The organism is Methanobrevibacter arboriphilus JCM 13429 = DSM 1125 (assembly GCF_002072215.1).
GTDB lineage: Archaea > Methanobacteriota > Methanobacteria > Methanobacteriales > Methanobacteriaceae > Methanobinarius > Methanobinarius arboriphilicus.
Genome location: NZ_JXMW01000004.1, coordinates 12501 through 29508, shown reverse-complemented (window position 1 = coordinate 29508; position 17008 = coordinate 12501). Strand labels below are relative to the sequence as shown.

Annotated in this window: 8 protein-coding genes and 1 pseudogene (1 of these 9 running past the window's edge); 5 read left to right on the top strand and 4 right to left on the bottom strand. The window is 25.6% G+C overall.

The window, feature by feature from the left end:
• Positions 1-7 precede the first annotated feature (7 nt).
• Positions 8-301 (bottom strand): annotated as a pseudogene (locus MBBAR_RS10700) (hypothetical protein); the annotation flags it as partial.
• The gene (locus tag MBBAR_RS02980; protein WP_080459791.1) at positions 223-930 is read right to left on the bottom strand and encodes a hypothetical protein; all 708 of its coding nucleotides are present in this window, start codon (positions 928-930) and stop codon (positions 223-225) included. The pseudogene MBBAR_RS10700 and the gene MBBAR_RS02980, both read right to left, overlap by 79 nt.
• A gap of 773 nt (positions 931-1703) precedes the next feature.
• Between MBBAR_RS02980 and MBBAR_RS02975 the strand changes: the two genes are divergently transcribed.
• The 4 genes from MBBAR_RS02975 (at position 1704) to MBBAR_RS02960 (ending at position 13307) form a co-directional block, all read left to right on the top strand.
• Entirely contained in the window at positions 1704-4631 is a 2928-nt protein-coding gene (locus MBBAR_RS02975) for a pseudomurein-binding repeat-containing protein (protein WP_158082512.1), read from the top strand.
• Between the two features lie 801 nt (positions 4632-5432).
• Positions 5433-11294 carry a beta strand repeat-containing protein gene (locus tag MBBAR_RS02970; protein WP_080459789.1) on the top strand — a complete coding sequence of 1954 codons (5862 nt, stop codon included), beginning with the start codon at positions 5433-5435 and terminating at the stop codon, positions 11292-11294.
• Positions 11295-11509: 215 nt separating this feature from the next.
• Positions 11510-12193, top strand: a complete 684-nt coding sequence (locus tag MBBAR_RS02965) for a hypothetical protein (protein ID WP_080459788.1) — start codon at positions 11510-11512, stop codon at positions 12191-12193.
• A 481-nt stretch (positions 12194-12674) separates the two neighbouring features.
• The gene (locus tag MBBAR_RS02960) at positions 12675-13307 is read left to right on the top strand and encodes a class I SAM-dependent methyltransferase (RefSeq protein WP_080459787.1); all 633 of its coding nucleotides are present in this window, start codon (positions 12675-12677) and stop codon (positions 13305-13307) included.
• Positions 13308-13340: 33 nt separating this feature from the next.
• Here MBBAR_RS02960 and MBBAR_RS02955 read toward each other — a convergent pair whose 3' ends face one another.
• Positions 13341-14540 (bottom strand): MalY/PatB family protein, encoded by a 1200-nt coding sequence (locus MBBAR_RS02955; protein ID WP_080459786.1) that lies wholly within the window; start codon positions 14538-14540, stop codon positions 13341-13343.
• A gap of 257 nt (positions 14541-14797) precedes the next feature.
• The gene (locus tag MBBAR_RS02950) at positions 14798-15931 is read right to left on the bottom strand and encodes a radical SAM protein (protein ID WP_080459785.1); all 1134 of its coding nucleotides are present in this window, start codon (positions 15929-15931) and stop codon (positions 14798-14800) included.
• Between the two features lie 558 nt (positions 15932-16489).
• Between MBBAR_RS02950 and MBBAR_RS02945 the strand changes: the two genes are divergently transcribed.
• Positions 16490-17008, top strand: partial view of an acetate uptake transporter gene (locus MBBAR_RS02945; RefSeq protein WP_080459784.1) — the 5' portion only. The gene runs 39 nt beyond the window's last position; the window shows 519 of its 558 coding nt (coding positions 1-519); it begins with the start codon at positions 16490-16492; its stop codon lies beyond the right edge, outside the window.

Sequence of the window (17008 nt, the reverse complement as noted above, 5' to 3'; positions counted from 1 at the left end):
TAGAATATGAATTGATGGCTCCTCCATTTGTATTGGCTTTGTTATTTTGAAATGTTGAATTTATTATTTTAATATTGTTATTGAAAAAGTCTTCTATAGCTCCTGCATTGCTTGTTGCTGTGTTGTTGATAAAATTTGAGTTAGTTATTGTAAAATTATTTTTACCATTAATATTACAAGCTCCACCAAAATTTGCACTATTGTTGATAAAATTAGAATTAGTTATATTAGATCCTTCGAATGATCCATATCTATCTTGAGTGTATATAGCTCCTCCTTGACTTGTTGCTGTATTATTAATGAAATTAGAATTATTAATATTAAATAGGGTCCTGTTTCAGAATCTATAGCTCCTCCAAGATTGTTTGCTTTATTGATAGTAAAGTTAGAATTATTTATATTTAGGGTATTGTTGTCATAACTGTAAATTGCACCACCAGAGTTAGCTGTGTTGTTGATAAAATTAGAATTAATAATATTTAGCGTACCATTACTATATATTGCACCACCAGATCCTGTAACATTATTTTTAGTGAATATGGTATTTTCTAAGGTTAATGTTCCATTGTTTAGTATTGAACCTCCAAAGCTACTAGTTCCGTTCAGTAGTGTAATATTTATCAATATTAATGAATTTCCTGATGTTATGTTAAATATTCTCCCAAATTTTTGTGCATCTATTATTGTATTTTGAGGATTTTTCCCAATTATAGTTAAATTTTTGTTTATTATTATATTAGTCACATTTTCGGTGTATATTCCTTCTTCAAGATTTATAATATCTCCATTTCCTGCATCAGTAACGGTTCTATTTAAACCTCCAGAAGTTGTATTGGTTATGTTATGTTCTGCTGCATTAATAGCAGATAAAGATATAAATACTAATAAAAAGATTATAATTAACGTAATTGATTTTGGTATTATTTTCATTTTATTTTCACCTCCTACTCATCATAAAAAGTTTAGAGTTATTATTATATTTAGGAATAATGTTATAAATTAATTACTATTTAATATGAAATTATTAATATATTCTAAGAATTATAAAAATAATAAAATCAGTTATAAATAATCCTCTATAATGTTGTTGGTTCTAATTTCACAAATAATACAGCTAATAATTATGTTGTTGGTGTTATCTACAATTCTGGCTGTTTATTAGTTTCTGGTAATTTGATGTCTAATAATATTACTACTGTTTTAGGTAATAATAATAGTTTTATTAGCTAGGATTAATTATTAGGAAAAAAATAATTTAAACAATTTTTAAAAGGACAAATATTATTTTAATAAAGTATATTTGTTTAAATAATATTTATCACTCTTATAAAGAAAATTTTTAGTACTATATTAATTTTAAGTAAATAGTTTCTGATATTACTGATTTTTAGAAATAAACCTTTTTTTTCTTCATTTAATCTTTTTAGGAATGTTTATAAACTATTAACTCTATATATAGCAATAATATATAAGCATATTATAAATTTATAATATTATTTAATTAAATAATAAATAATATATATATATAATAAATATAATTTTTTAATGTAAATTTAATCAATGAGGTAATTTTATCAATGAGGTAATTTTAATAAAATTATCTTGATTATTTTTCAAAATTTTATTTTAATCAATGGGGTGGAAAAATTAGATTAAATAAAACAATCATGATTATTGCTTTATTGAGTGTGTTTTTTATTAGTTTGAGTGCAAGTTTTGCAGCGGATACTAATACAAGCACTACTAATGAAGGCAATGATCAAAATAATATTATTACTTATTATGATAATATTAATACTAATGTTAATAGTACTGATGAAAATACTAATGTAAAATCTAACACTGATTCTAAATCAAATAATACTATTAATAATATTAGTAATAGTAATACTATTAATAGTAATAATACTATTAATAATGTCAATACTAATAGTGCTAATACAAAGACTAATACAACTGTTAAAGCTGCTGGTGAACTTACTAAATTAAGTCAAAGTCAAATTTTACAGGTTTCTAAAACTATTAATAATTATATAAGTAAATATAATAAACTACCTAATTATATTACTATTTCTGATGTTAAGTTTTCGATGCCAGAGTATATTTACTTACTTGGAATGACTATTTATTATAAATATAATAAAAAAACAACTCAAGTATCTATAAAATATAATATAAAAAATCCAAGTAGTCCTACTGGAGCTACAATTAAAGGTAGTTTAACAAAAGCTCAATATTATGTTTATGCTAAAAATATAGTTAAATATATTAAAAAGTATAATAAAGCTCCAAATTATGTTAATACAAAGCTTGGTAAGATTCAATATCAAACAGCAATATTCATGCTTAATAAAATAGCTTACTATAGTGCAACACATAGTGGAAGTTTGGCATCAACAGTTAGTTTAAGTGTTTCTAAATCAAATACTTTGAATAAGAATTTACCAAAGTATGAAAGAACTCAAACTAATAAAACATTAGTTGTTAGTGGCTCTAAACAAACAACTATTTCTCAAAGTCTTATATGGTCTGCATCTACAAGTATTAAAAATTATGTTAATTCAAATGGAAAATTACCGAATTATGTTACAATTTCTGGATATAAATATTCAATGCCAGAGTTTTTATATTTATTATCAAAAGCTATAAACACAAGATTATCAGGATCAACTAGTGCTATAGCTATTAAATATGGTGTTAAAAATCCATCATCTCCTAGTGGAGCTACTATCAGTAAAACTTTTACAAAATCTCAATATAATGATATGGCGAAAAGATTTGTAAAATATATAAATACATATAATAAAGCTCCTAACTGTTTAAGTTCAAGTTATGGTGTTGGTAATATACAATATCAAACTGCTTTATATGGTTTATCCTGTGTAGGAAGCTATATTGGTGTTAATAAAGCGATTCCAACCACTTTAACTATAAAAGTAGCTAGTTCTCATTCAATGAATAAATATTTACCAGTTTATACTAGTTCAAGTAATTCTAATAATAGCACTAATAATACTAATTCTAATGGTAATAATAGTACTAATGGTTTATCTACTAAAATTTTAGGATCTAATAATAAAGGAACTGTTGAATTAATCGGTGCATTTGGTAATACTTCTTCAAAGGTAAAAATAGCTTATGTTATTGGTTTACACCCTCTTGAATCTGCTGTACATAATGCATTGTATAATGCAATAATTTCAAAAAGTAATTTGAAGTATTGTTATTATATTTATAGAATAAATGTTACAAAAGACCCAAATAATTATAGTGAAGGTAGAATGAATGGACAGCTACTTGCAGAGGAATTTGTGCTTCCTCACATTATAAGCAATAATTATAATTTAGTGATTGATGTTCATTCTAATCAAGGAACAACTGGTGGTTCATATGAGGAAACTAACTTTATTTTTGCTCCTTTGAATCATACTGCTTCAAAAATAATAGCTGATTCCATAATAAGTAAAATACCAGAACTCACTTATTATTATCCTCCTTCACAGACTAGTCCTCCATTTTTAACCAATCCTCTTGTACAAGCTGGAATACCTACTATATTATATGAAACTTATATGTATGAAAGTGCATCTGTTACTTCTGATTTAGTAAATAAATTAATATCTACTGTTGATTCTTATAATTTTGGAAGTTCTACTAATTCTTCTGGAACTATAAGTTTAAATAGTATAATCGATGCTGCATCAAGAGTTAAAGCTTATGTTGATATTAATGGAGTATTGCCAAATTATGTAACAATTGGTACTACTCAATATTCAATGTCAAGCTTTTTATATCTTTTATCTAAAGCTATTGTAAATATAAATAAAGGATTAACAAGTGGAATAAGTCCTATTACTGTTGCTTCTCCTTCAAATCCAAGTGGAGCTAAGGTTGCAGGAACAATTAATAAAGCAAATTACACAGATATTGCATTAAGAGTATCAAATTATATAGCAGCTAATGTACAAGCTCCAAATTATGCAAGTTCAACACTTGGAAATATACAGTTCCAATCTTTAGTATATGAACTTTCTAAAGTATTGAATTATTTAAATGCTAATGGAGTAATGCCAAACACTCTTACTATAAATACTTCTAATCCTAGTACTCTTAATGGTGGGTCTAGTTCTAGTGGTAATGATTCTTCTAGTGGTGGTAATTCTAGTACAAATAGTAGTTTAGCTATTTACTTAAAAGCTACAAAAAATTGTGAAGTAAATAATGCAAATATAAAGTCATTAGCTAGCCAATTAACAGCTGGATTGACAACAGATTTAGCTAAAGCAACAGCAATATTCAACTATGTGAGAGACAAAATTTCTTACTCATTTTACTATAATACAGCTAAAGGAGCTGTAGGAACCTTAAATGCAAAGTCTGGAAACTGTGTAGATCAAACTCACTTATTGATAGCTCTTTTAAGAGCAAGTGGAATAGCTTCTAGATATGTTAATGGTGAAGTTACATTTACTCAAAGTGGAAGATTAGGTCATGTATGGGCAGAAGTTTATATTGATGGGAAGTGGGTTATTGCAGATACAACCAGTTCAAGCAATAGTTTAGGTAAAGTTAACAATTGGAACACAAATAATCCTACTATACATGGTAGATATGCTGAGATAACTTTCTAATATTGAATTTAAAATTTTTATTGATTATTTAAAGTTAATCATCATATTTTTATACTAATTTTTCTATTTTATTTTTTCTTATTTTTTTCTTATTTTATTCTTATTTTTTTTCTTATTTTTTATCTTATTTTTTATCTTATTTTTCTTTTATCTTACTTATGTGCTGTTTTTATTACCTTTTTATATTATTTTTACTTTTTTTATTATTTTATCTTATTTTCATTTGTCGATATGAAGTATTTCATATGTATTTTGAATTGTGTTTGTATGAATGGTGGATACATTTTATTTGTTTTTAAATTTATCGATATGCATTATGCATTTATATTATCTATTCAATTTTTATGGCTTATAATACATATTTTATTCATTTTAATGCTTTTAAATTAATTTTATTATTTAAATAATTCTCTATTTAATTTTTTTAATTTTATTATTTTGATTATTTTCAAGTAATAAGATTTAAATATTTAATCTGATAAATATTATTTTTTATATAAACCGATATGTATATTTATTCATATAGCTTTACTATTTTAAAATTTATTAGGAAAATAAGAGACTTTGTGAATATTATTACATATCATATTGTAAATTTATTCATTTCTAATTAGATATTCTACTTGAATATTCTATTTGAATAAATTTATTATCTCGTTTGGGGGAGGAAGTGAATATGTGATGGAAAATAAAAATAGTAGAATATATTAAAATTAAAGGGAGAAATAAAATCTTTAAAATTTATTAAAAAGATTTTTAAAATCGTAAAAACGAGATTTAATTAAGGGGAAATATATAAAAATGAAAGCTAATAAAAAAAATATAATAATTATTTTAGTATTTTTATTTATAGCCATTTCTATGCCTTCAGCTTTTGCAGAAGATCCTAATACTTATGACCATTATGTTTCGGCTAATGCTCAAAGTGGGGGGAATGGATCAATAGATAACCCATTTAACAATATTCAAGAAGCAATAGATAAAGGAGGTTCTATTTTTGTAAAAAATGGAACTTATAGTGTTTATGATGATTCTGGTTATGAAATAACTAAATCGGTTAGGATTGTTGGAGAAGATAGAGATAGTGTAATAATAGATGCTGGAAATAATGGAAGAATTTTTTTAATAGATTCTGACATTGAAGTTACTTTTATAAATGTTACTTTTATAAATGGAAATAATGAGAATGATTATATCTATGATGGTGGAGGAGCTATTTATATAGGTGATGGAACTACTACTATTGATAATTGTTATTTCGCTAATAATAATGCTAAAGATGGATATTCTACTTATGGTGGTGCCATCTATCAAGGTGGAGGAAATCTAAATATTAGTAATAGCTATTTTAAAAACAATAATGCAGAATATGGTTCTGCTGTTGCTATTGATGGGTTTAGCTATTCGACTTTAAATATTACTAATTGTACGTTTGAATCTAATACTGCTTCTGAAGATGGAGGGGCAGTTTATTCTGGAAGTGGTAAAACCAATATTGAGGGTTCTACTTTCAAATTCAATAAAGCAAAAAATGGTGGAGCAATCTATTCTTATGGTTCAAGTGCACTTGTAAATATTAAAAATTCGAACTTTAATTCAAATAATGCTACTTCTACTGGAGGGGCTCTTGTAGTTCGAAATAGTAATGTAATTTTAAATAATAATACAATGGTTAATTGTAGTGCACCGACTGGTAATTATATCTATTATAATGCTGGTAAATTAGGATTTACTAATCTATCTTTTTTAAATAATATGACTGTTAATGTTACAAAAGGTGATAGTTTTGTATTAAATGCTACTGTTACTGATGATATGGGAAATCCAATTACTGGTGGAACTGTAAACTTTATAATTGGGGGAAATACTTATTCTACTTCTTTAAATGAAGGAATAGCTATTTACAATTATACATTTAACCAAACTGGTAATTATATAATTACAGGTTCATATTCTGGCTCAAACACAGTTGATTATGGGTCCAATATTTTTAATGGAACTGTTGTTGTTAATACTATAACTCCTTCTACTGTTATTTATGTTTCTAGTAGTAGAGGAAGTGATAGTACAGGTAATGGTTCTGAAGATAATCCTTATGCCACAATAACAAAAGCATTAACCCAAAATGCAGCACTTGGAGGCAATTATACAATAATTGTTGAAGAAGGATATTATTATGTTGAAGATTATACTGTAACTGCTAATTTTACTATTATTGGTGTCGGTAATGTAATTATTGATGGTAATAATAAAAGACAGTTCTTTTTTTCTGCATCTTCAGTTAAATATGCTAGATTTGAAGGTTTAACTTTTATTAATGGTAATGGTAATGCTGGTTCAATTAATACTGGCTCTGTAAGTGGTGGAAATGGAAATGCTGGTCGTTATTTAATAATTAATAATTGTAGTTTTATTAATAATAGCGGTTCATATGGTGCTGTAATTTATACAACTATGATAACTACAATTAATGGAACTTCATTTGTAAATAATACTGCTACTGGTTCTCAAGCTTATAGTGGAGTTATTAATGTTCAGGACAATAATTTAACCATAACTTATTGTAATTTCATTAACAATACTGCTACAAATAGTGCTGGTTTAAATGGAATTTATACAAAAAGTGGAATTAAAGCTATAGCTGATTATAATTTCTGGGGAAATAATAGTAAACCAGGAAATTTAACTGTATCTAGTGGAGTAAATATTACAAAATGGGTTATTTTATTAATTAATTCAAATTCCACAGGACAAACTGATCCTGGAGATAAAATTAATTTCACAATTGACTTTACTAAGTATACTGATGGAGTAAACAATTATACACTTTCAGAAATAATGCCATATATTACAATTAAAGCTAATGCTACTTTAGGTTCATTTGACCAAGATTCAATTACAATTAATACTAATGGGTCTATGATTTATACAGCTTCAACTGTCGGTTATGAATCAGTAAACTTTAATATTCCAAGTAATTTTAAAAAGTTTAATTTCACTGTAGGTTCTCAGTATTCTGGTATTGTTTATGTGTCTAAAACAGGTACTGACTCAAATATTGGTTCAAAAGATTCACCTGTTGCTTCTATTTCAAAAGCTATTGAAATTGCTACAGCTCAAGGAGGTTCTAATAAAATTGTTATTTTAAATGGAACTTATAATGAAGGTAATTTAGTTATTAATAATGATTTAGAGATTATAGCTAATGGAACTGTTGTAATTAATGGAAATGATATTAATGGAAATGGATATGAACAGATATTTGATATTGTTTCTGGAAATGTTTCATTTTATGGACTAACACTAAATGCTAACTCAACTAATGGTGCAATTGTTGTTAGAAGTGGAAAATTATCTATTACATATTCAACTATCAATAACAAGAAAGGTGGTTCAAATAATTTAGCTATTAATAATACTGGTAATTTAAATATAAGTTACTCTATCCTCAATAATACTATTATAAAAAACAATGGTGGAAATGTAACTGCTAATTATAATTGGTGGGGAACTAATACTAAGCCAACTTGTGTAAATGTTGATTATTGGGTGATAATGACTATTAATACTACTAAAGTTTATACTGGTGAAATTTTTTATATTACAGTTAAACTAAACACTGTCACTGATGGTACAACATATAATAATTTATCAAATCCTTTACCTGATAATTTTGTTGTTTTAAATGTTACTTCTGGTTCTGGATCATTTAATGGGACAAATGTCTTATTAATAAATGGTACTTCTTATATATCATTTACTGGTGGTGAAAATGCTGGTTTAATCCAAGCAAGAATTGATAATCAAACTTTTAATGTAATTGTTGAGCAAGCTGTTTATAAATGGTTTATTGGTGATAAAGGATATAGAACTTTACAGCAAGCTGTTGATGCAGCTAACTTTAATGATATTATTAAAGGTGTTGGTGGTTTATACATCCTTACTAGTGAAGTTGATGTTGGTCATAGATATATGCCAATTGAACCTTGGGAAATTAATAAAACTATTACTATAACTTCTTTAGATCCATCTAATCCTGTAATTATCTCTGGAAATTATCTTACAAGGTTGTTTAATATTGATAAAGGCTCTTCTTTAACCTTAATTAATCTTATCCTTGCTAATGGTAATGCTTCTACAAGCTATTATGCAGGTTATGGTGGAGCTATTCATGTTCAATTTGGTGGAAATCTAACCATTGATAAGTGTATTTTTGAAAATAATACTGCTGGTGAAGCTGGTGCTATCCAGTCATGGGGTCTTTTAATAATCAAAAATTCAATATTTAGAAACAATTCTGCTACTTCAACTTATGCTGGTGCTGTTCAAAATAGTGGTTATGGTAGCTTAATTATTGATAATTCAACATTTATTAATAATAGGGCTAATACTTATGCTGGTGCAATTTATGCAGATAGTAGTAATTATCCAGGAAGTAACACTACAATAACAAACAGTAAATTCATTGAAAATGATGCAAATCGTGGAGGTGCTATATTCTTAAATATTGCTCCTGCTTATATTATCAACTGTTCATTTATTGGAAATAAAGCTATTGATAAAGGTACTGGTTATATTGCTTCTGGTGGTGCTATTTATGATCATTCTGCAAATTTAGTTCTAAAAAATTCAGAATTTATTAATAATACTGCTGAAGCTAATGGAGGAGCTCTTGAACTAGCTAATACTTATACAACTATCTATTCTGGTGATAATGTCACAACTGAAATTGATTGGTTTGTAATCGATAATTGTACATTGATAAATAATACTGCTGGTGTTGATGGTGGTGCTATCTTTGCTGGTTATAATTCTGTACCTTATGGAAACATAACAAATTCTATATTTGAGAATAATAATGCACTAACTGGAAATGGTGGAGCTATTTCAAATTACTTTGGAATTTTGAATATAAAAAATACTAGATTCACTAATAATACTGCAGGTGAAAATGGTGGAGTTATATTTAACTATGGTCATTATAATTTCCCATCCGAATTCTGGGGAAATGTCACAATAGATAACTGTACTTTTTCAAAGAATTCTGCAAAAGCTGGTGGAGTAGTATATAATTATAATACATATTCTAAAGTAGATATTTCAAATTCTAAGCTTGAAAATAATACTGCAGTAAATGATGGTGGTGCTATTTCAAACTGCCTTGGAATTATGAATATAAATAACAGTTCATTCGTTTCTAATATTGCAGGAGAAAATGGTGGTGCTATATTTAACTATGGCTATTATGAGTTCCCTTCTGCATATTGGGGAATAATTGCAGTAAATAATTGTACATTTTCTAAAAACTCTGCAAAGCTTGGTGGAACAGTATACAACAGTAATAATTGTTCTAAATTAGATATAATTAATTCAAAATTTTCTAATGAACATGCAGATATTGGTGGAGCAATATATAACAATGGAACATTAAATATCAAAAACAATACAATGACTAACTGTTCTGCTAATATTAAAGGAAACTATATCTATAATAATGGATCAATAAACAATGTAATATTAACTTTCTTAGGAAACAACACTGTTAAAGTTTTAAATGGAACTACTGTAAAATTGAATGCTACTATTTGTGATGATATGGGTAATCCTATTACAGGTGGTCATGTTAGCTTTATAGTCGATGGAGTGACTTATTTAGTCCCAGTAAATGAAGGTTTAGCTAATTATACTATAATTTTAGATAATTTAGGATCTTATTCTCTATCTGGTAATTATAATACTACTGCTGGTAGAAATAATGTTTCTGTTAAAAATGCTGAAATAATAGTAGCTGAAAAAGAAGATCCAAAAAAGACTAAAATTAACATTATAAAAATTGATGGATTTGTTAATAACAAGGTTAAATTTTCGGCTGTTTTAACAGATGAAGATGGTAATCCACTTATTAATCAAGTTGTTCGTTTTTATCTTAATGGAGTTTTTATTGGTCAAAACAAGACTGATGCTAATGGATTAGCTGTTTATTACAGTGTTTTCAATAAAGCTATGAATTCAAATTGGTTTGCTTCATTTGATGGTGCTGAAGATTACAATTCCTCAAAAAGTAACACTAATACTATTAAAATTAATAAGAAAAAGACTATTTTAACTATGAGTTCTGTTAAAGGTAGTTTTAATAATTACATAACTTTAAAAGCTGTTTTAAAAGATAGTACTGGTAAAGCATTATCTGGAAAATTAGTGAGCTTTTATGTTAACAATGTTAAAGTTAAAACTGTTAGAACAAATTCTAAAGGTCTGGCAACTTATAAATATTTAGCTAATAAATTTGTTGGAACAAAAAAGATTAAAGCTGTATTTAATTCTGATAATATTTATAATAGTTTTGTTTCAAACAAGAATATTAAGGTTTCTAAGTCTAAATCCTTACTTTCTAAACCTAAGTTTTTAGGTAAGTTTGAAAAGAGAGGAAAAATTGCTATTAAGCTTATTAATCTTAAAGCTAAAAAATACATTTCTAAAGGCTATATTAAGTTTTATATCAAAAATAAATATGTTGGTAAAGCAAAGACTAATAGTAAAGGTATAGCTATACTAAACCTTAAGGAGATTAATTTTAAGGGGAAAACTAGTGTTATAGGAAAATTTGTTGGAAATAAGTATTATTATTCCAGTAAAAGCTTAAGAAAAGTTAATATAAAATAGATAGATGTTTTTTAGATTAATTCTAAATTTTCATTTATCTTTTTTTTCATTTATTTTTTTATTTTTTTAAATTCTTTAATCTACTTATTTTTTTATTTATTTTATCTAATTTTATTTTTAGTTTAATTTTTTTGTATAAAGAAATAAATATTTGTTTTAATAAATATTAATTCATGAATAATAGAAGTTATTATATTTTAATAATTGGGTTATTAATGTTATCCATAATAGCTTTTATATTAGATGGTTATGGATTTCAGCTGGGAGATACAATAGCAATTTCATCATCATTATTAGCTTTTATGGGTTTAATTTATACAAATTATAAAAATGATTTAATGGTAAGAAAACAGGTTGAAAAAGCTGATGAGAGGTTACAAATTCAATTAAAAACAGAGGTTGATAATTTAACTGTTGAACTTTCTAATCAAGATGAAAGATTAAAAAAAGAGCTTAATGAGCAAAAAGAAGTTATTAGGGAACAATTAAGATATAGTGAAAAAAATTTAAAGCTTGAGCTAAGGTATAAAGATAAAGAAAGAGTTTTATTAGATTTATTTGATCTTTTGTTTAAAAATAAGGATTCTTTAGAGGATATTGAATCTGATTCTCTTATTAAATCTACAGATAGTGTTATTGAAAGTAGAAAAAATATTTATTACAGTTTTGAAATAACTCGTCATAATATTCATGATTTTTATTATATGCCTAAAAATATTCGACATTTGATTGAGGATTATTGTAATATTATTAATAATGTTAAAAATCAAAGTTCAAATAACCCTGATTTTAGTAAGGATAAATCTATTATTTTAAATTCACAGTTACTTAACCACTTAAATAATATTTATAGTTCTGTTGAAGAAGAGTTAAATATAAAAATGGATAGATTTGAGTAATATCATATATTATATGTTACATATTATATATTTTATATCATATATTCTATATTATATAACATATATTATATATTACATATAATATATTCTATATTTATTTTTTTTATTTTTAATTAATTGTTTTAACGTTTTATATAAATAAAATAGATATTAAAAATATATTTTCAATATAATAAAAAATATTAAATTTGTATATACATATATGTGCATGTGGTAAGTAATTATTATTAATATAGTAATCTTCTTCTCTTATTTTAATAGTTGGTCTTATTAAATATATAACTTATTTACTTTTTTAATTTTTCATTGGTCTAGCTATTAAATATACTATACTTTTTTTATTATACTTTTTTTATTATACTTATTTCTCTTTTTATTTTCAAATGATATAAAAATTTATATTAAAACAATATTTTTAATAGTATAAATTTAATAGTATAAAATTAAATATAAAATTAAATAATATATGTGGGTATGACTTATGGATAAAAAATTAATAATCAATGCACGTAAACCTAAGGGAGAATTAGGCTCTCAGATGATTGAAAGAATGAATGAATCTCATGAAAAATTAGCTAGGTGGGGCGTTAGTCATTTAAATGTTGAAAATAATGATGTAGTTCTTGATATTGGCTGTGGTGGTGGAGTTAATGTAAAAAGATTTAGTGAAATGGCTCCAAATGGAAAAGTTTATGGGTTGGATTATTCTGAAATTAGTGTTGAAAAATCTGAACATTTTAACAAAACAGCTATAAAAGAAGGAAAAGTTGAGATAATTCAAGGATCAGTATCAAAGCTTCCTTTTGAAGATGAAACCTTTAATATTGTTACAGGGTTTGAAACAGTTTACTTTTGGCCAGATTTTATTGAAGATTTAAAAGAAGTTAATCGAGTATTAAAAAAAGATGGTAAGATTTTTATTTGTAATGAAGCTGCTGGTGAAGAACATATTCTTGAAAAAATGAGTGATTATATAGACTTATTGGATATGAAAATTTATTCAGAAAATGATCTTAAATCAGCTTTAAATGATTCTAATTTTATTGATATAAATATATTTAAGAAAAATGAAGGTAATAATTGGATTTGTGCAATAGCAACTAAAAAAGGATGAAAATCAATAATTCATAATTAATTTGTAAGATATTTATAAATTTAATGTATCAACAGCATTTTTTATTCGTTTCAATGCTTCTTTTAGAAGTGGACGAGGCATCGCTATATTCATCCTCATAAAACCTTCCCCATTTTTTCCGAATAATGATCCATCCTCAAGACATACTTTTGCTTTTTTCTTTAAAAACTCATTTAACACTTCATTATCCATTTCAAGGTTTTTACAATCTATCCATACTAGATAAGTACCTTCAGGAATAATTGGTGTCATACCTTTAATATCTTTGAAATAATCTTTTAAAAGGTTTAAATTCTCTTCTAAATATTCTAAAACTTGTTTCAACCAATCATCACCATATCTAAATCCTGCTTCAAGGGCTGTATATGCAAATATGTCTGGTGAAGGAACTATACCATTCATTGTAGCTATAAATTCTCTTCTAATCTTTTCATTAGGTATTATTATTGGAGATATATGTATTCCTGATAAATTAAATGTTTTACTTGGTGATATACACACAATACAATTTTCTTCAAATTCTTTTGATATTGATCCGAAGGTAGTATGCTTATTTCCATTTAGAAGAATTTCACTATGTATTTCATCTGCAATAACAGTTAAATTGTTTTCTATAGCTATATTTCCAAGTTTTTCTATTTCTTCTTTTTTCCAAACTCTTCCTGTGGGATTATTTGGATTGCAAAATATGATGGTTTTTATTGGTTTGTAGTATGGGTTATGTCCCTGTTTATAGGAAAATATTTCTTTTAGATTTTCAAAATCTATTTCATACTTTTTGTCAACTAATTTAAGTGGATTTGTTACTATCTGACAGCCACTATTTTTAACAACTGGGAAAAATTGATGATAACATGGTTCTTGAAGTATAACTCTATCTCCTGGATGGGTAAGCGACTTAAGAGCTATATTTAATCCAGATATAACTCCTGGTGTAAATACAATCCATTCAGGTTTTATATTCCATTTAAATTTATTTTTTACCCTTTCAACAACTGCATCTATTAATGTTTGAGGAGCTTGTGTATATCCAAAGAAAGGATGATCTGCACGCTCTTTAATAGCTTCAACTATTGGTTGAGGTGAGGGAAAATCCATATCTGCAACCCACATTGGAATTAAATCATCACAACCAAATATATCTTCCATCATATCCCATTTAAGGCATGAAGTATTTTTTCTATTTTCTATTTTATCAAAGTTATATTTCAATTTCTTACTCCTTTGTAATTCTTAATTTCTAAATTTTTAATCTTTAACTTCATAAATTTTAAATTCTAATTTCTAAATTCTTAATTTTAGCTATTATTTATATTACTTTATTATTTTTTATTATCAACTTTTATCACAATTTATTAAAATTTATTAAATTTATTAAAATCATTAATATTATTACTATTATTATTACTATTATTATTCAAGCTATTATCATCTTATTATCATTATTACTATAATTATTTTTATTATTATCATTCAATTCCTTTTAATCTCAAAGCATCATGTAAAAGGGAGTTTCCATCACATTTATAGCAGTGATTTTCTAATCCCCATGGAACTTTGTGTTCATATACAATATCAGAAGCTTCTCGTATTGTTTCTTTATACCAGTTAGCATATGGTGCTCTATGTCCTTCTAATTTCGATCCTGGGTTTGGAGCCCATACAAATGGAATTATATTAACTCCTAAATTTGATAAAAAGTCAATTCCTTCTAAAAATGTTTCTTTTGGTTCTAATCCCATTACCATAGCTACATAAACTTTTCCTTCTCCAAAAATTTCCACAGCTTGTTTAATAGATTTTATAAACTCTTCATGACTTGTGCTTGAAGATTTTCCAGGACATATTGCTTTATAGTATTCTGGATCCCATATTTCCATATTAAAGCTAAGTGTTTCTATACCTGTATCGTAATATCCTTGTATATTATCTCCTTTTGCTGGTGCTGGTGCAACTAATCCTGGAATTTTTTCTAATCCTGTATATCTTCTCATTTCAGATAGTATATTACCAACTACTTCAAGTTCTTTTCCACTTATATAACATCCTCCGGTCATATTTATGTGTTTTGCTTGACCTTCGTTAAATGCTGCAGCTGCGACTTCTCCTATTTCTTGAGCTTCTTTTTTTCTAACTACTGAATTATATGTTTTTGATGTTGGAACAAGGTTGCAAAATGAACATTGATTATTATTTTTAAAATTTGAACAATAGTTTTGGAAACAAAAGAATAAACAATCTTCTCCTCCAAGCTGTCCTATTTTAACCATTTCCTTTCCAGTCTTTGTTTTTTTATTATAATATTTTGGTCGATCCATCCATTTTACTTCGCAAATAAAATCTTCATTTTTATATAATATTAAATTTTCATCAACTTTTTTAATATTATATTGTGAAGATGAATTTAAACGATATTGAACTACAGTTCCATCTGGAAGATAAAAATCATCTGGAAGTTTTATTTCCTTGTGGGTTTCAAAGTCCCAACCAAAAAGTCCATGATTTTGTTCTTTATATTTAGTTCCTACTCCTTCTAAACTTTCTTTATCTGAATGCACACCTTCTGTAAGTAATAATGCTTTTAATAGTAAATAATCTGTCATCTTTATCTCTCTTTTTATTTAAAATCTCATTTTATTAGAAAATATTTTTACCATATTAATTAATATAACAATTGTTATATTATATAAATTTAACTATCTTATTAATTTAATTTTTTATTTTAGTTCTATATTTTTCATATTTTAGTTTCATATTTTAGTTTCATATTTTAGTTTTTTATTTTAGTTTTTTATTTTATTTTTATATTTTAGTTTTATATTTTCTAATAATTTTATAATTTATTCAATATTATGTATATAATTATAATTAAATTATTTTTAAACCTTAATTTTTTTATTAAATGAAATAGTTATCTTATTAAATTGCATTTATTTTTTAGATATTGTTTCATTCAATAAAAATTCAATTCTACAACATAAAAGAGGTTTATTAACCTTAGTGTTTAAATATAATAACAATTAATCTATATATGCTCAAACTTTTTATAATATTGTTAGAACTATATCTAACGTTCTAAATATTTTAATAATTTGTAGCCTTTTATTAAAAAATATTAAATTAAACTTAAAAATAAAATTTAGAAAAACTATGGTATTAATATGACATCAGGAAATACATTTGCTAATCCAGCTCCATTAGGTCTTTTTGGATTTGGAATTACTACAATATTACTCAGTTTGCATAATGCAGGAATAACAGAACTTTCAATGGTTATATTGGCAGCTGCAACTTGTTTAGGAGGAATAGCTCAGATTATTGCAGGAATTTTTGAAATGAAATTTCAAAATACTTTCGGTGCGACGGTATTTGTTTCATTTGGATTTTTTTGGATTTCAATGGTAATGATCTGGATTTTACCAGGTATAGGGGGAGTTCAACCAGCTGATCCGATTTCAATGGGATTTTATCTACTTTTATTTGGTTCTTTTACAAGTTTGATGTTTATAAGCTCTTTAAAGCATACAAAAATTCTTCAAATATTGTTTGCTTTGGTATCTATTTTATTCTTCTTATTAGCAATCGCTGACTTTACTGGTATAGCTATTATAAAATTGATTGGGGGATATTTAGGTATATTACTAGGCGCTGCAGCTATTTATGGTTGTATTGGTCAAATA

What these genes read in the sequence shown, in the direction of transcription:
- MBBAR_RS02970 (WP_080459789.1), top strand. Translation starts at nt 5,433, where the DNA reads ATGAAAGCTAATAAAAAAAATATAATAATTATTTTAGTATTTTTATTT.
- MBBAR_RS02960 (WP_080459787.1), top strand. Translation starts at nt 12,675, where the DNA reads ATGGATAAAAAATTAATAATCAATGCACGTAAACCTAAGGGAGAATTA.
- MBBAR_RS02980 (WP_080459791.1), bottom strand. Translation starts at nt 930, where the DNA reads ATGAAAATAATACCAAAATCAATTACGTTAATTATAATCTTTTTATTA.
- MBBAR_RS02950 (WP_080459785.1), bottom strand. Translation starts at nt 15,931, where the DNA reads ATGACAGATTATTTACTATTAAAAGCATTATTACTTACAGAAGGTGTG.
- MBBAR_RS02965 (WP_080459788.1), top strand. Translation starts at nt 11,510, where the DNA reads ATGTTATCCATAATAGCTTTTATATTAGATGGTTATGGATTTCAGCTG.